Origin of the sequence: Rhizobium sp. BK316, from assembly GCF_014193695.1 — a bacterium.
GTDB lineage: Bacteria > Pseudomonadota > Alphaproteobacteria > Rhizobiales > Rhizobiaceae > Rhizobium.
Window position 1 is genome coordinate 1,035,954 of sequence record NZ_JACHZR010000001.1, and the last position, 15,680, is coordinate 1,051,633.

The following is a 15,680-nucleotide window of genomic DNA, read 5'->3' on the forward strand; positions in this document are numbered from 1 at the left end:
CATGAGCGATCACACTATCGACACGGCCGAAAAGCCTGAATTCTACCTCACGGAAGACCATCATCCGGAGAACAGCACCAATCTGGGCTTCTGGCTCTATCTGATGAGCGACTGCCTGATCTTCTCGGTGCTGTTTGCCACCCATGCCGTGCTCGGTCGCAGCTATGCGGCCGGCCCGTCGCCGGCCGATCTCTTCGATCTGAGGCTGGTCGCCATCAACACGTCGATGCTGCTCCTCTCCTCCATCACCTACGGGTTTGCGATGCTGCAGATGGAGCGCAACGCAAAGGCGGAAACGCTGTTCTGGCTGGCCGTGACCGGCCTCTTCGGCGCAGCCTTCATCGGCCTCGAACTCTATGAGTTCGTGAACCTCATCCATGAGGGCGCAGGACCGCAGCGCAGTGCCTTCCTGTCATCCTTCTTTACGCTGGTCGGCACACACGGTCTGCACGTCACCTTCGGCCTCATCTGGCTGGTCACGCTGATGGTGCAGGTATCCATGCACGGTCTGATCGAAGCCAACCGCCGGCGTCTGATGTGCCTTTCGATGTTCTGGCACTTCCTTGACGTCGTCTGGATCGGCGTCTTTTCCTTCGTTTACCTGATGGGAGTTCTTGGATGAGTTCGCAAGCACCCGCACATGAGGATGCCCACGAGGCTCACCACGGCCATAGTCACGGGCATCAGGCCGGTCACGGCACATTCAAGAGCTACGTGACGGGCTTCATTCTGTCCGTCATCCTGACCGCCATTCCCTTCTGGTTGGTCATGGCAGGCGTCTTCGAAAGTCACATTGTCACCGCCATCCTGGTGATGGCGCTCGCCGCCGTGCAGATCGTCGTTCACATGATCTTCTTCCTGCACATGAATACGAAGTCGGAAGGCGGCTGGACGATCATGGCGCTGATCTTCACGATCATCATCGTCGCGATCGCGCTGTCGGGTTCGCTCTGGGTCATGTATCACCTGAATACGAACATGATGCCGATGAGCCCTGAAATGATGAAGAACATGCCGTAACGGCTGGGGAACGGGCGGCGGCAAGGCCGCCCGTTGCGGTTTACTCATGACCGATATCTCTTCCGACCAACAGGACAGGCCGCGTTCGGCCGTTACACTTGCGATCCTTGGGCTCGGCCTTCTGGCCCTCGTCGCTGCCTTGATCGCGCTCGGCACCTGGCAAGTCTACCGGCTCTCCTGGAAACTCGATCTGATCGCCCGCGTCGATGCGCGCGTCCACGCCGAGCCCGTCGTCCCGCCAGCTCGCGCCGACTGGGGCAAGATCAACGCCGCCGATGACGAATATCGGCGAGTGGCGGCAACAGGCGCCTTCGAAAACGACAAGGAGACGCTGGTTACCGCATCCACCGCGCTCGGCGCAGGCTACTGGGTACTGACGCCGCTTCGGCTTGCGGATGGTAGCGCGATTCTCATCAATCGTGGCTTCGTGCCGGCCGACCGCCGCGATCCGGCTTCACGGCCGGAGAGCTGGATTGCCAAACCCGCAAGCGTCACCGGGCTGATGCGCATGAGCGAGCCGAAAGGCATGCTGCTGCGCTCCAACGATCCGATAGCCGACCGCTGGTATTCGCGCGATGTCCCAGCCATTGCCGAAAAGCGGGACATCGCAGATGTCGCGCCGTTTTTCATCGACGCGGACGCGACGCCCAACGCCGGCGGCTTGCCCGTCGGAGGGTTGACGGTTCTCGACTTCCCGAACAACCACCTTGTCTATGCGATCACCTGGTATGTGCTGGCAATCATGGTGGCGGGGCTGCTCGTCTATATCCTGCGAAACGAGATCAGGATACGCCGGGGAAGGTAAGTGATCACCGGCCGGGACGGCAGGCTTCCCGACTTTCATGATAAAGGCGAGAACGTCACAACCCGTTCTCGCCGTCCCTCGTCACTCCTGAATCGTGGCTTGCTGTTGGGACAGGAATATCTCTCTCTGCTGTTTCCACGTTTCGAGCTTGTCGGCCTGCCTCTGAAGCTGCGCATAGAGCGGATCGCCCATCATCGCCTGGTAGTCCACTGTCGGTGGTTCGGTGACGATCGGTGGCAGCGCGGCATATTGGATCTGTGTGAGAGCCGTTCTCGATTTCGAGATCTTGCCGCCGAGCATAGCGGCGATCTGGTCCGCCCTGTCTTGAGCGAGGTCCGGTCCGTTCGTCCCATTGACACTGCCCTTCAGGACGTCCCTCAGCTTCAACCCCAATGCGTTATCGTTTGTCTGTACCCCGCCGTCATTGAAAATCGTTGCCACGACCCGTCCACCGATGGATACCGTCGCATAGGGCTTGTTGCCGGGATAGTTCGACAGATCCGGCGGCTCGGGGAAATGCGTGTACTGCCTTTCCAGGTATTGTCTGTTGGCCACAATCCTCGCCGCCTCTCCTTCAATAAAGGACTGATATTCATCTTCGGGCAGTTCGGAGATGTTGATCGGCTTGAGATCGACGGCAAGTTTAGTCACGGTGATCACCTGCCCCATGAACTTGACGGTCGCCACGGACGGACGGGGATCAATAGGCTCGTCCGATTGACGCGAGCCGGTCGTCTCCGTCGTGGATTCCCGCCCGCTGGAAATACCGGAATAGACCTCTCCAGATGTCGTCGAATTTGCCTTGTCGTAACTGCTATGGCGAGTGCTGTAATAGGATGTTGGCACAATAGTCGTCATTGAAAATCCCCCACATTGGTGCAAATGCCGGGCTTCAATATATTAAAACTCTTGCGTGTAACTTGTGCTCGCCGGCTACGTGTGGATCACGGAAGGCTCCTCGAAACCAGAAGCCTCTCCGCATTAAACGATTGCCCGCCCGATCGCTTCGGCAAGCTGGGCCTGTGAAAAGGGTTTGCCGAGGCGCGGCACGTCAATGATACCGACGCCTTCGGGAATCTCGGCAAAGCCGGTCGCAAGGATGACGGGCATATCAGGCCATTCGGTCCGGATTGCGAGTGCCAGTTGCGAACCAGTCATGCGCGGCATGGCATGATCGGAAATGACGAGATCGACCTCTTCGTGGCGAAGAATATCGAGCGCATCGGCGCCGGCGGTCGCCTCGAATACGGTGTGACCGAGATCTTCCAGCATGAGGGCCGTATTCATCAAGACCAGCCCGTCGTCATCGACGGCAAGAATGCGCAGCGGTCGCGAACTGATTAAGGTCTCGGGCAAGGATTGTTCAGGCTGTTCGACCACGCATTCGGCTTGCGCGACCGGGAACCACAACTCGGCCGTCGTTCCCTCCCCGAGTCGGCTTTTCAGAACAAGCCTGCCGCCAGACTGGCCGGCAAGACCCTGCACCATGGAAAGACCGAGCCCTGTGCCCTTGCCGACACCCTTGGTGGTGAAGAAGGGCGTGGTGGCCTGCTTCAGCGTCTCTTCGTCCATACCTTCACCGTCATCGCTGACGGCGACACGAATATAATGACCGGGCGGCAGATTGCCATCCTCCGACACGACCTCTTCTGAAGCGTTGATCCTGATACGGCCGCCATCGGGCATGGCGTCGCGGGCATTGACGACGAGGTTGAGCACGGCCGTCTCGAGCTGGTTCGGATCGGTGGCGATCGCCGGCAGGCTCTCGGGAAATTCGGTTTCAAGCGAGGCGATCGGGCCGAGGGAACGCGAAACCATGTCCATCATACCGCGCAAGAGCTCGCAAACATCAATCGTCTCCACCTGCAACTCCTGACGGCGGGAAAAGGCGAGCATGCGCTGGGTCAGTGCCGCGCCGCGCTGGGCGCCGAGCATGGCATTGTCGACAAGCGGCGACAGAGCTGGGTCCTGCCGCATGCGCTTCTTGAGGATTTCGAGGCTGCCCAACACCGCCATCAGCAGATTGTTGAAGTCGTGCGCGATACCGCCGGTCAACTGGCCGATCGCTTCCATCTTCTGCGCCTGGAAAAGTTCTTCGCGGGTCCGCTCCAGCGCACGTTGCGTTTCCAGCTTCTCAGTGATGTCGCGAGTAATCTTGGCAAAACCGATAATCTCGCCGAAATCGTCTCTGATCGCGTCGATCACGATACTGGCCCAGAAGCGGGAGCCATCCTTGCGCTGGCGCCAGCCTTCCTTTTCGAACCGTCCGTCGCGGCTGGCGATGGCCAGTGCCTGCTGGGGCAATCCGTTAAGGCGATCTTCGTCCGTATAGAAAGTGGAAAAGTGTCGGCCAATGATCTCTTCCGACCTGTAACCCTTGATGCGTTCAGCGCCGGAATTCCAGCTCGTCACGTTGCCTTCGAGATCAAGCATGTAGATCGCATAATCGGAGACGCCCTGAACGAGAAGGCGAAACTGCTCTTCGCTGCGCTTCAACGCGTTCTCGGCCTCCTTGCGCTCCGTCAGGTCGCGGGTGATCTTGGCAAAACCCATCAACTCGCCGGAGGCGTGGCGGATCGGATCGATGATGACATGTGCCCAGAAGCGCGTGCCATCCTTGCGCTGGCACCAGCCTTCCCCCTCGAAGCGTCCTTCCGCCGCGGCAATTTTAAGCGCCCTGGCGGGCAGACCGGCCTCTCTGTCAGCATCAAGGTAGAAACAAGAAAAATGCTGGCCGAGGATTTCGGAAGCGCGATACCCCTTGAAACGCTGGGCGCCGGAATTCCAGCTCGCCACAAGACCTTCGGGGCTTAGCATGTAGATCGCATAGTCGGTAATCGCATCGACGAGCACCCGGAAACGCCCCTCGTCTTCAAGAGACGTATCATATCGATTCAAGGCTTCCATCTGCCCCTCTAAACGATTCACCAGCGCATTATAACGCTGGTTCGCGGGGATGGTTCCAGAGAAGGGCTGCGAATTACCTCAGACGGCTTGGCTCTGCGGATAGAAGCGTTCCGCAATACGTTCTGACGCCGAATAGGCCTGGGTGACGATCTCAGGCACGAGATCGATGTCCGGCAGACTGCCGAGACCGAGCGGACCGACGGCAAAAAGTCCATCGATCGACGAGCCGTCGTCCAGGAACGGTTCGCCGCGGGCATTGACCGCCAGGCCAAGCGCAAGCTCGTCAGGCATGGCGAGACGCGCCGCAAGCAAGCTCTGAATCAGAGGAGCGGAAAGATCCGGCGCATGACAACGGCAATCGATGATGCGTTCGGCATGGATGATCTCTTCGCTGGACGAACCGGCCGGCGTGAAGAACAGGCCGCTGAGGCCCCGGCGCCCGGCGCGGCCGCGCCTGAGCACCGTGCGGCCCTCGGCAAGCTCCCGCTTGAGGCGCAGATGCATGGTCTCGGGCAAGCGGTTGCGGTGGCTGTCATAGATGGCCCGCAGATGCCTGTTGAACTGACGCTTCTCGCGCGCCGGCAACGAACGCCAGAGCGAACGGGCGTGCCTGCGAAGACCGTTCATGACCGACTGCCAGCTCCGCCCCTCCTCTTCCGCCTCACGGCAGGCCTGGCGGATGAAGCGGACGATGTCCGGCAGGCCTTGCGGTAGCGCCTCGGCCGGGAAGACCGGATCTGCGGAATTCGGCGTGTGGCTCTGCGGCAGGAAACCGTGCCGCGAAATGATAGTTACCTGCCCGGCATAACCGGCGTCGCGAAGCTGCAGCAGCTGGTCCACGACGCGAATGCCGCTGCCGAGAAGCACCGTATGAGGACGGGCAACGAGGCGTTGCGCCCTGACCGGTGAAACCTCCTGCTCTTCGGCTTCCGATCGAGGCAGGCCGTAGCCGGTCGCGAGGATAACGGTATCGAAAAGCGGATTGGCAGGATTGGCGCTTTCGAGCAGGAAGCGGTTGCCATGGCTCCTGCGGATTGCCACGACCGGATCGCGACAGACCTGGACGGTGATATCCCGACGGGCGGCGAGCGCTTCGGAAAAGCGCTGGTAGACATAATCGCTGAAGATTTCCCTCGGCACGAAAATCTGCCGGAAGCCTGGAATCGCGGCCGGCACGGCGGCGCGGAACTCGGCATTGCTACAGAGCCAGTCGTTGAAATCGTCGGGATCGCCGAGCGAGACGGAGAGGTCACGAACGCGCGTATTGAGAATGGTGGATGACCGCGCCGAGGAGAGAGCCTGACCGCCGTTGACTGTGGAGTTCGGATCGAAAAGCTGGAGGTGGAACGGCGTGCGCACGGTGCGCATCAGCGCTACCGCCATCATCATGCCGGAAAAACCACGGCCGACGATCGCAATGCGCGGCACGGCGGAAATTTGCGCCGCCGCAGTCGCTTTCCCGGAAAAAAGTCCCTGAACCGTCATCTCAACTCCCTTGCGGCTCATCCGCACGTGTCTCGATCGAGGTTTCAACGCAGAACATCTGAAGCTCTGCGTTGGCAGGTTCATGCGGCCATGCAAAACATTCGCCGCTAAATCGGGTTCCGTCCGGAACCATTACAGGCTGGAGAAGACACCCTCACCCCGCCTCATAGTCTATCAAACTAGTCGTGTATGAAAGCGCGAAAAGCACAAGGTGGCAAGAAGTTTATTTTACCACCTGCCCAACACCCTGATTCGAAACGGAAAATGAGTCCGGCCTAAGCGAGGATTTCGGCGGTGAAGGAAAAGCGCGCCGTTTGGCCCGCAGCAAGCATCTTCGTATAGGGGCGCCCCTCCAGATCGTCCGAACCGCCATTTTCGGCGGCCGTTCCGTGCCAGGGCTCGATGCAGAGGAAGGGAGCGCCGGGCTTGGTCCAGAGCGCCAGATTCGGCAGGTTCTCGAAGCTGAAATGCATGGCCGGGCCGCCTTCGGCCTCATAACGCAGACCGAAGCCTGCACCTTCGGGGAAGATCATCGCATCCTGCTCGAACATCGAATGGTCGAGCACCAGGCTGCCGGCCCTGAAGGGCGAGGCAAGTTTCTTCGGCGAGATCAGCCCTCCTTCAAGCCTCAGCAGCGCCGGCTCGGCACCATTGTCCAGTGTAATGGTATGCGACCTCTTTGCAGCACCCGGCAGCGGCCAGAGAAAGGCCGTATGAAAACCGAGGCCGAAAGGCAGCGGGCGGCTGTTGCGGTTGGTGACTTCGGCAGCAACGGTCAGAACCCGGCCTTCGACGCTGTGGATGACGGCCAGCAGGAAATCGAAGGGATAGACCGCCTTCGTTGCCTCTGAAGCGGCAAGCTCGTAGCGGCAGCTTGTCTCGGACGAGGATGCCAGCGCAAATTCGCTGCGACGAGCAAAACCGTGCTGGGCCATCGGCGCGCTCTGACCATCGACTTTCAGGATATCGTTCGGCGCCTTGCCGACCATCGGAAACAGGATCGGCGAACGGCCGGTCCAGAAGGCGGCGTCACCATTCCAGACCCAGGCGCGCCCGTCGCTCGATGTCAGCGACTGCATTTCTGCCCCCAGCGAGGAAATGTCGACGGTGAGAAACTCATTTGCGATCCGGACCGTGGATGACATCGAACGCCCTCTTCGTGCTGGTTGGCGAGCGGACCATACATGCCCGGCAAACGGATTTCCACTGGCGATACGGCGTTGCCAAGTTTTCGTTTTCGAGCTGAAAATTGCAGCTGCTGCGTGTGACGGGTGAAGCAGTACGGTAGCGTTACCGCCCAAGCGAGGGAGGCTCACGTAAAAATAACCAGCTGGTGAATTCTTTACTTGAACCCCCTGTCGGAATCGGCAAATGTGGGTGCGCTATCAATCCCTTCATGGATTTGCCGTCTTTCCGGGCCATCGGTCCGAGCACACATCTATTGGAAAAATACCGTGAGCAGCGATGCGTCCATACGCGCGACGAAGCCTTCGGCTTCGATGGCGCTTGCAACCGCGGCAGGGTGGGGCAAGGGCCTCTACACACTGTTCCGCATTACCGTCATGGCCTTCCGCCATCCCTGGCAAGCGGGTCTTGCCATCGGCGCCACCCTGATCGCCTCCGCCTTCCAGCTGCTGATCCCCCGCCTCCTCGGCCAGGCCGTCGATCATACGCAGGTGGCGCTTCATGGCGGCACGGTCGGACAGCAGGCGCAGGACGCGCTTTTGACGACGGCGCTGCTCCTGCTCGGCGCCAGCGTGCTGCGCGGCATCTTCACGATGATCCAGAACTACTACAGCGAGGCGGTCGGCCACCATATGGGCTACGAGCTGCGCCTCGCCTGTTACGAGAAAATCCAGCGCCTCTCCTTCTCCTTCCATGACAGCGTGCATTCGGGCGACCTCATCACCGTCGGCCTGCTCGATCTCGAAGGCGTGCGCATGTATTTCTCGACAGCGCTCGTGCGCGTCTTCCTGCTTTCCATGCTGATCGGCATCGGCGCCTACATGCTGCTGACCACGGACGTCGTGCTTGGTCTGCTGGCGCTCTCCTTCGTGCCCTTCGTCGGCTGGCGCTCTTCCGTCACCCAGCTTCGCCTGCGCGCCACCTGGCTCGACCTGCAGCAGCGGCTATCGGTGCTGACGCGCATCATGGAGGAAAATCTCGGCGGCATCCGCGTCGTGCGCGCTTTTGCGGCCCAGGACCACGAACTGTCGAAGTTCGACGAAGCCTCGAAGAATGCGCTGGAACTTGCCCACCAGCGTGTCGGCATCCGTGTCATCAATACCAGCGCCATGACCTTTTCCTTCTTCGTGGCCATGGGGCTGGTGCTGTGGGTCGGCGGCGGCAAGGTGCACTCCGGCGAGATCACCGTTGGTACGCTCGCCTCGTTCCTGACTTTCATGACCATCCTGCAGATGCCGGTGCGCCAGCTCGGCCTGATGGTCAACGCCTTCGCCCGCGCTTCGACCTGCGGTACGCGCCTTTTTGACCTTCTGGATCTTGAAATCGCCGTGCGCGACGCCCCGGATGCGAAGGAGTTGACGGTAACGGATGGCACGCTGCGCTTCGAGAGCGTCAGCTTCGCCTATCCGAGTTCGCCGATGCACGAAGTGCTGCACGACGTGAGCTTCGAGGCGAAGCGCGGCGAGACGATCGGCATCGTCGGCCCGCCCGGCAGCGGCAAATCGACGCTCGCGCACCTGATCCCGCGCTTCTATGATGCGACCGGCGGCAAGATTACCATCGACGGACAGGATATTCGCAAGGCGACCCTGCAGTCACTGCGCCGTGCCATCGCCGTCGTGCAGCAGGATTCCTTCCTGTTCACGACAACGATCGAAAACAACATCGCCTATGGCGACCCCTGGGCCAAGGAAGGCCGAATCGAGCGCGCCAGTGAAAGCGCACAGCTGCACAACTACGTGCTCGGCCTGCCGACGGGCTACGGCACGGTCGTCGGCGAACGCGGCGTATCGCTCTCCGGCGGCCAGCGGCAGAGGCTTTCGATCGCCCGCGCGCTGATGCTGAAACCCGCTGTGATGGTGTTCGACGATTCGACCGCAGCGATCGATGCGGCAACCGAGCAGCGCATTCGCAGCGCCATGCGCCGCTATGCCACCGACCGCGTGACGATCATCGTCGCCCATCGCCTGAGCTCGCTGATGCATGCCGACAAGATCTTCTTCATCGAGGACGGCCGCATCGTCGAACAGGGCACGCATGACGAGCTCCTGGCGCTCGGCGGACGATACAAGGCACTTTACGATTTGCAGGTGCGACCGGGCGACGACGCTTTGAGCGCGTAAGAAACCGGCGCAGGAGGAAACAGGATGGCCGAGGAACTGGAAACCGAGCGTCCGGACGTTCGCGAGGATGGCAGACGTCCTCCGCGGGCGGTCGTCGGATCGCAGCGTGTCGAAGAGGAAATCTTCGGCAAGGTCTTCGATTCCAACATCGTCAAGCGCATCTGGGCCTTCGTGCATCCCTATCGGCGCGATGTCATCCTGTCGGTGATTTCAGTACTGGTTTTCACCGGCATGCAACTCATGATCCCGCTGATCATCCGCTACGCTATCGACCATGGCATGCAGCCAGACGACAACAGCTCGGCTTTGACCTGGGCGATCCTCGCTTTCCTGATCGCCATCCTCATCAACTACGGTGCCAGCTACTGGCAGGAAACGCTGGTCGGCGGCGTGGCAGAAAACGTGCTCTTCGATATCCGCAAGGCGATGTTCTCCCATCTCCAGCGTGTGTCGCTCTCCTTCATGGACAAGACCGAGGTCGGCCGGCTGATGTCGCGCCTGCAGGGCGACGTCAACTCGATGCAGGAATTCCTGGAGACCTGTGTGCTTTCGGTCGGCGATATCTTCCTGCTCTTCGGCATCGTCTTCGTGATGCTCTATCTCGACTTCAAGCTTGGCCTGCTGACGCTGTCGGTGTTGCCGGTGCTCTTCGTCGTCCGCCTCTTCTGGCTGCCGCTCGCCCGCAAATCCTTCATGGCAGCGCATGAGACGAACTCGGTGGCGAACGGCGCGCTGGCGGAAGCAATCCATGGCGTTCGCGCCGTCCAGAGCATGGATCGGCAGGAGGTCAACTTCACGCTTTACGATGACAAGGCGCATGCCAACCTACTGACGCATCTGACCGCGGCCCGTTACGCACAGATCATGGTGCCGATCGTCGATACGCTGACAGGTATCGCCATGGCGCTCGTCATCGTCGTCGGCGGTGCGCGTGTGTTGAACCAGGCACTCGACGTCGGTGTGCTCGTCGCCTTCCTCTTCTACATCCAGCGCTTCTTCGACCCTATCCGCTCGCTGACGCTGCAATATTCGGTCATGCAGCGCGCCATGGCCTCGGGCCAGCGGCTGACCGACGTGCTCGACGTGCCGATCGATATCAAGGATGCTCCGGATGCCAAGGTGCTCTCGCCCGACATGGACGGCTCTGTCGAATTCCGCGATGTCGTCTTCGGCTATAATCCCAAGCATCCGGTGCTCAAGCATGTGAGCTTCAGGGTCAATCCCGGCGAGACGGTCGCCCTTGTCGGCCCGACCGGTTCAGGCAAATCGAGCTGCATGTCGCTAATCCACCGCTTTTACGAAGTGCAGCAGGGACAGGTTGTCGTCGGCGGCCATGACGTCCGCGAGTTGACGCAGGATTCGCTCGGCCAGCAGATCGCCATGGTGCTGCAGGAGCCCTTCCTCTTCACGGGGACCGTTTTCGAAAACATCCGCTATCACAAGAGGCAAGCCACCCGCGAGCAGGTGATCGAGGCTGCCAAGGCTGTCGGCGCGCACGACTTCATCATGCGCTTGCCCCAAGGCTACGACAGCATGCTCGGCGAGCGCGGCGGCAATCTCTCGCTCGGCCAGCGCCAGCTTCTCTCCTTTGCCCGCGCACTGGTGGCCGACGCCAAGATCCTCGTGCTCGATGAGGCGACGGCCAATATCGACAGCTATACCGAAATGCTGATCCAGAAGGCGCTCGTGAAGCTACTCGAAAACCGTACCGGCCTCGTCATCGCCCACCGTCTGGCAACGATCCGGGAAGCCGATCGCATTATCGTGCTGCAGAATGGCGAAATCGTCGAAAGCGGCAATCACCAGCAGCTCATGAAAAACGGCAAGCTTTACTCGAAGCTCTATAACCTCAACTACGCTTCCTTCGACGATATTCCCGAGGACGTGCTAGAAGAAACGGTGACGGAATCGGCGACCTGATACCGGCAGTTGCGATTGCGCGTTTGATCCGCCGAATTCGCGCTGAGGATTTCAGTGCAAAATATAAATTGAGGCCCTACGCGCCGTTTCTTGGCGGGCTTGCCTCAAAAGGTGCAAGATTTGAACGAACAAACGCCGCCGTGGAGCATTTTATGTTCGATAGGGGCGATTTGCGACTAAGGAGAATGTTATGAAGAGAATTGTTAGCAGTCTGTTGATTGCGACGGCCCTCGTGGGCTCGGCTATTCAGCCTGCTGCGGCACGCGATCATCATCACCACGACAATACTGGCCGTGCCATTGCCGGCGGCCTGGCAGCGGGTGTCGTCGGTGGCCTGATCGGCGGCGCCATCGTCAATAGCGGTCCCCGCTATGTCGACGGCCCCCGTTATTATGACGCAGGTCCGCCGCCGCCGAGGTGCTGGTACGAGGATCGTGACGTCCGCAACCGTTATGACGGTGGCTATCATACTGAAACCGTGCGGGTCTGCGATTAGCGGCTTCGAGAATCACCTGATGCACTAAAGCGGCGTTGACCTGATCCCCGGGTTATCGCCGCTGCCTCTCGCCCCCTCGGCCGGGATTGCAGCTGCAATCCCGGCCATGCTTTTCTGGCAATTGACAAAAGCGACCGACGACATCAGTTGCGACCCATTCCTGCCACGCAGAAAATCATCATCTGTCATTCGCCTGCAAAGAACCGCCGTTAGTTGTCGTCCCGGGCAATTGCATGGCTGTGCGACATGATTGCACCTATGCAACGGGCAGAAAAATGAACCGGGACGGATTCCTGAAACGGCACAACATTGCCAGCCGCTCCGGCGCGGCCCACGATGACTGATGGTCCTGTGAACGACGGCAAGATACCGAAGAAGGAACGAATGCGCTTCGTGAGCGCCGAACAGGTGGCGCAGCTTGCTGGTGTTTCCCGCTCGGCCGTATCGCGCACCTTTACGCCGGGAGCAAGCGTTGCGCCCGCGACGCGCGAGAAGGTGCTGCGGGCGGCTGAGGAACTCGGCTACCACGTCAACGATCTTGCCCGCGGCGTGCTGGCCAATCAGAGCCGTCTTGTCGGCATTGTCGCCACCAAGCCGGAAATCGGCTTCCGCGCCCATCTCGTCGCATCGCTCGCCAAATTCCTGATCCAGCGGGGCAGCATTCCGATCCTCATCAACACCGGCCAGACGGAAGACGAACTGCTGGCCGCCCAGAAGATGCTGATCGGCCATCGCGCCGAGGCGATCATCATCCTGTCGGGCTCGCCGCCGGCAAGCTTCTTCGAGCTTGCCCAGCGCAATGGCCAGCCGCTCATCGTCATCGGCCGTTCCGAACCGGATGCCGACCATGTGCGCGCCGGCAATTCGGAAGCCTCCCGCAAGGCGGCGACAGTCTTTTTCGAGGCCGGACGGCGCCGCCTGGCAGTTGCCGGCTCCAACACCGGCACACCGAGCATTATCGAGCGCGAAAGCGCCTTCCTGTCGACAGCCGAAGGTCTGGGCGCAGAAGTGTTCATCGGCCGCGGCGCGGATTCGGATTATGAGAGCGGCATTACCGCAGGCCGCGCCCTGTTTTCGCAAAAGGTGCGCCCCGATGCCGTCTACTGCGCCAACGACCAGATCGCTTTTGGACTGATGGACTACGTGCGGCAGGAGGCGAAGCTGCGCATTCCCGAAGATGTCGCCATCATCGGTTTCGACGATGTTCCCGAGGCGTCCTGGCTGAGCTACCAGCTCACCACCTTCCGTCAGGATCCGCTGGTCATGGCACTGCGCGCCGTCGAACTCATGGAGCGGCGCCTCGGAAATCCGGACTTGCCGCCAGGCTATGAACGCGTCATTCCTGAGCTCGTTTTCCGCCAGAGCTTCAGGCTCTGATTCCTTTCCGAAAGATCCCCATGCATTGCGAATTTCCCGATGATGCCCGCTTCGTGCTTGCCAAAGACGTGATCCTTGATGCGGCGGGTAAGGCGCTCTCCTACTTCTCCGATCTCTCGTCACTGGAAACAGGCCACAAGCTGAACGGCCAGGATGTTGTGAGCCAGGCCGATAAGGCCGTGGAAGCAATGATCCGCGAGCGCATTTCCGCCGCCTTCCCCGATGATGGCGTGCTCGGTGAAGAGGAAGGACTGGCAGAAGGTCCCTCCGGTTATCTCTGGGTCGTCGATCCCATCGACGGCACGAGCTGCTTCGTGCACGGCCTCGACCAGTGGTGCATCTCGATCGCCGTCATGAAGGGTAAAGAAACCGTACTCGGCCTCATCTGCCAGCCGACATCGGGCGATCTTTTCGTGGCGAGGAAAGGCGCCGGCGCCTTTCTGAACGGCAAGGCCATCAGCGTCGACAACACCACCAGCATCGGCACCGGGCTTCTCGGTGTCGGCGCCAATTTCCGCATTCCGCTGAAGCAGGTCTCGATCTTCATCCACCTGCTGCTGGAGACAGGCGGCATGTTCATCCGCAACGGGTCCGGTGCGCTCATGCTGGCGCAGGTCGCCTGCGGTCGGCTCGCCGGCTATTATGAACCGCATATCAACGCCTGGGACTGCATGGCCGGGCTCTTGATGATCCGCGAGGCCGGCGGCTGGACCGAAGCCTTCCCCGGTAAGGGCACGCTTTTGACCGGCGGCCCGGTCATTGCCGCAGCTCCCGGCGTGAAGGACGATCTCATGCGGCTCGTCAGCGGCTCGCTGCAGGATGAATTGGCGTAAGGACCGCCGCCCTGCGGAAAACAGCCTCGGCACGTTTCGTGCCGAGGCTTTGATTTACAGGGTCGTCAGGCGCCGCGCGGCACGGCGTCATGCTCCTTGCGCGCCATCATGGTCGCGACGACAAAGACCAGCAGTGCGCCGGCGGCAAGGCAGGCGGCCAGGAAGAACATCGGTGCAATGATGCTTCCCGTTTCATCCTTGATCCAGGGCACGACGTTCTGGGCAACGAAGCCGCCGAGATTGCCGACGGAATTGATGGCGGCAAGACCGGCCGCCGCCCCCGCCCCCTTCAGGAAGCGCGAGGGCAGGCTCCAGAAGACGGGCTGCGGCGCGAAGATGCCGGCTGCGGCAATGCAAAGAAAAACGAATTGCAGCACGTGGTTCGAAACGAGTGCGGACAAAAGCAGGCAGGCAGCACCGATGAAGGCCGGAATGACGATATAGGGCGTCTTTGCCTTCGCCCGGTCAGCGGCAGCCGGCACCGCCCATAAGGCGATCGCGACGAGCACCCAGGGGATGATGTTGATGAAGCCGTTCATGGTGTTGCTGACACCGAAGGCGCGAACGATCGTCGGCAGCCAGTAGCTGAGGCCGTAAGCTGCGAGCGGAAAGGCGATGTAGCAGAGCGCCATCAACAGGACGCGGGGATCGACGAGCGCCTTGAAGCCGTTTTCGGCATTGTGGTCCATGCCGGAATTTTCGGATGCAAGCCGATTTGCGAGCCAGCCCTTCTCCTCGTCACTGAGGAAACTTGCACTTTCGGGCTGGTCGTAAAGATAGAAGAAGGTGACGACACCGGCAATGACGGCCGGAATGCCGGTTGCCAGGAACACCCATTGCCATCCTGCATGGCCGAGCAGGCCGTCGAGATCGAGCAGCATACCCCCGACCGGCGCGCCGACGGCATTGGCAAGGGCGCTGAAAATCATGAAGAGTCCCACCATGCGGCCGCGATAGGCCGACGGAAACCAAAGCGTCAAAAGATAGAGGACGCCGGGAAAGAAGCCCGCCTCGCAGACCCCGAGCAGGAAGCGCAGGATATAGAACATCGGCGCGTTCTGCGTATAGGAGAGCAGGATGGTGACGATGCCCCAGGAGACAAGGATGCGGGCGAACCAGACGCGTGCGCCGAATCTGTCGAGGAACAGGTTGCTCGGCACTTCAAAGAGGAAATAGCCGATGAAAAAAAGTGAGGCGCCAAGGCCATAGGCATATTCGCTCATGCCGAGCGCATCGACCATTTCGAGCTTGGCGTAGCTGACGTTCTGACGATCGATATATGCAATGAGGTAAAGGATTCCGAGGAATGGCATGAGCCGCCAGGTAATCTTCGAGATCAACTGCTGTTCGTTGACCATATAAATTCTCCAAATGGTTGTTGCTTTTCTCCTCAATAGATAGCCGCATGCCGCAGATTATCAACCGCACCGAGCGGTTGGGGGAAGCCTCCGCATTGACAAGCGATATGTCGACAGTCATGCCTAACGGAGCGGAAGCCATCCATCCTGTCGTATCTCCAGAGAGGTCAT

The 15,680-nt window shown here is 60.4% G+C and carries 13 protein-coding genes; 8 read left to right on the forward strand and 5 right to left on the reverse strand.

Features of this window, described 5'->3' with window-relative positions; translation table 11 throughout:
- Position 1: 1 nt before the first annotated feature.
- The 3 genes from cyoC to FHT87_RS04620 are packed head-to-tail and all read left to right on the forward strand — an operon-like array spanning position 2 to position 1,825.
- Complete coding sequence (gene cyoC / locus FHT87_RS04610) at positions 2 to 622, forward strand: cytochrome o ubiquinol oxidase subunit III (protein WP_183799831.1); 621 nt, start codon at positions 2 to 4, stop codon at positions 620 to 622.
- Complete coding sequence (cyoD, locus tag FHT87_RS04615) at positions 619 to 1,020, forward strand: cytochrome o ubiquinol oxidase subunit IV (protein ID WP_183725838.1); 402 nt, start codon at positions 619 to 621, stop codon at positions 1,018 to 1,020. Before cyoC ends, cyoD begins: the two co-directional genes overlap by 4 nt.
- Before the next feature lie 46 nt (positions 1,021 to 1,066).
- Positions 1,067 to 1,825, forward strand: coding sequence for an SURF1 family protein (locus FHT87_RS04620; protein WP_183799834.1), 759 nt, complete (start codon positions 1,067 to 1,069; stop codon positions 1,823 to 1,825).
- 81 nt (positions 1,826 to 1,906) lie between these two features.
- On the opposite strand, the gene FHT87_RS04625 is transcribed toward FHT87_RS04620, so the two are convergent.
- From FHT87_RS04625 to FHT87_RS04640, 4 genes are all read right to left on the reverse strand, one after another.
- Complete coding sequence (locus FHT87_RS04625; RefSeq protein ID WP_183725842.1) at positions 1,907 to 2,683, reverse strand: hypothetical protein; 777 nt, start codon at positions 2,681 to 2,683, stop codon at positions 1,907 to 1,909.
- Positions 2,684 to 2,806: 123 nt separating this feature from the next.
- Entirely contained in the window at positions 2,807 to 4,732 is a 1,926-nt protein-coding gene (locus FHT87_RS04630) for a PAS domain-containing sensor histidine kinase (RefSeq protein ID WP_183725843.1), read from the reverse strand.
- Between the two features lie 78 nt (positions 4,733 to 4,810).
- Complete coding sequence (locus FHT87_RS04635) at positions 4,811 to 6,217, reverse strand: FAD/NAD(P)-binding protein (RefSeq protein ID WP_183725845.1); 1,407 nt, start codon at positions 6,215 to 6,217, stop codon at positions 4,811 to 4,813.
- A 275-nt stretch (positions 6,218 to 6,492) separates the two neighbouring features.
- Positions 6,493 to 7,362: an aldose 1-epimerase family protein gene (locus FHT87_RS04640; RefSeq protein WP_183799847.1), complete on the reverse strand. Its 870-nt coding sequence runs from the start codon at positions 7,360 to 7,362 to the stop codon at positions 6,493 to 6,495.
- Between the two features lie 201 nt (positions 7,363 to 7,563).
- On the opposite strand from FHT87_RS04640, the gene FHT87_RS04645 reads away from it, so the two are divergent.
- The 5 genes from FHT87_RS04645 to FHT87_RS04665 all read left to right on the forward strand — a co-directional run bounded on the left by FHT87_RS04645 (position 7,564) and on the right by FHT87_RS04665 (position 14,151).
- On the forward strand, positions 7,564 to 9,525 hold the full coding sequence (locus FHT87_RS04645; RefSeq protein WP_183799850.1) for an ABC transporter ATP-binding protein: 1,962 nt from the start codon (positions 7,564 to 7,566) through the stop codon (positions 9,523 to 9,525).
- Positions 9,526 to 9,549: 24 nt separating this feature from the next.
- Complete coding sequence (locus tag FHT87_RS04650) at positions 9,550 to 11,445, forward strand: ABC transporter ATP-binding protein (protein ID WP_183725849.1); 1,896 nt, start codon at positions 9,550 to 9,552, stop codon at positions 11,443 to 11,445.
- 190 nt (positions 11,446 to 11,635) lie between these two features.
- Positions 11,636 to 11,941, forward strand: a complete 306-nt coding sequence (locus FHT87_RS04655; protein ID WP_112546130.1) for a hypothetical protein — start codon at positions 11,636 to 11,638, stop codon at positions 11,939 to 11,941.
- Positions 11,942 to 12,277: 336 nt separating this feature from the next.
- Positions 12,278 to 13,318, forward strand: coding sequence for a LacI family DNA-binding transcriptional regulator (locus tag FHT87_RS04660; protein ID WP_183799853.1), 1,041 nt, complete (start codon positions 12,278 to 12,280; stop codon positions 13,316 to 13,318).
- A 20-nt stretch (positions 13,319 to 13,338) separates the two neighbouring features.
- Positions 13,339 to 14,151: an inositol monophosphatase gene (locus FHT87_RS04665; RefSeq protein WP_183799856.1), complete on the forward strand. Its 813-nt coding sequence runs from the start codon at positions 13,339 to 13,341 to the stop codon at positions 14,149 to 14,151.
- Between the two features lie 65 nt (positions 14,152 to 14,216).
- On the opposite strand, the gene FHT87_RS04670 is transcribed toward FHT87_RS04665, so the two are convergent.
- Positions 14,217 to 15,509, reverse strand: coding sequence for an MFS transporter (locus FHT87_RS04670; protein WP_183799859.1), 1,293 nt, complete (start codon positions 15,507 to 15,509; stop codon positions 14,217 to 14,219).
- Positions 15,510 to 15,680: the final 171 nt, after the last annotated feature.

Excerpts from the sequence above, each read along its gene's own strand:
- cyoD (WP_183725838.1), top strand. The coding sequence starts at position 619 with ATGAGTTCGCAAGCACCCGCACATGAGGATGCCCACGAGGCTCACCAC.
- FHT87_RS04670 (WP_183799859.1), bottom strand. The coding sequence starts at position 15,509 with ATGGTCAACGAACAGCAGTTGATCTCGAAGATTACCTGGCGGCTCATG.
- FHT87_RS04640 (WP_183799847.1), bottom strand. The coding sequence starts at position 7,362 with ATGTCATCCACGGTCCGGATCGCAAATGAGTTTCTCACCGTCGACATT.
- FHT87_RS04620 (WP_183799834.1), top strand. The coding sequence starts at position 1,067 with ATGACCGATATCTCTTCCGACCAACAGGACAGGCCGCGTTCGGCCGTT.
- cyoC (WP_183799831.1), top strand. The coding sequence starts at position 2 with ATGAGCGATCACACTATCGACACGGCCGAAAAGCCTGAATTCTACCTC.
- FHT87_RS04655 (WP_112546130.1), top strand. The coding sequence starts at position 11,636 with ATGAAGAGAATTGTTAGCAGTCTGTTGATTGCGACGGCCCTCGTGGGC.
- FHT87_RS04650 (WP_183725849.1), top strand. The coding sequence starts at position 9,550 with ATGGCCGAGGAACTGGAAACCGAGCGTCCGGACGTTCGCGAGGATGGC.
- FHT87_RS04660 (WP_183799853.1), top strand. The coding sequence starts at position 12,278 with ATGACTGATGGTCCTGTGAACGACGGCAAGATACCGAAGAAGGAACGA.
- FHT87_RS04635 (WP_183725845.1), bottom strand. The coding sequence starts at position 6,217 with ATGACGGTTCAGGGACTTTTTTCCGGGAAAGCGACTGCGGCGGCGCAA.
- FHT87_RS04625 (WP_183725842.1), bottom strand. The coding sequence starts at position 2,683 with ATGACGACTATTGTGCCAACATCCTATTACAGCACTCGCCATAGCAGT.
- FHT87_RS04630 (WP_183725843.1), bottom strand. The coding sequence starts at position 4,732 with ATGGAAGCCTTGAATCGATATGATACGTCTCTTGAAGACGAGGGGCGT.
- FHT87_RS04665 (WP_183799856.1), top strand. The coding sequence starts at position 13,339 with ATGCATTGCGAATTTCCCGATGATGCCCGCTTCGTGCTTGCCAAAGAC.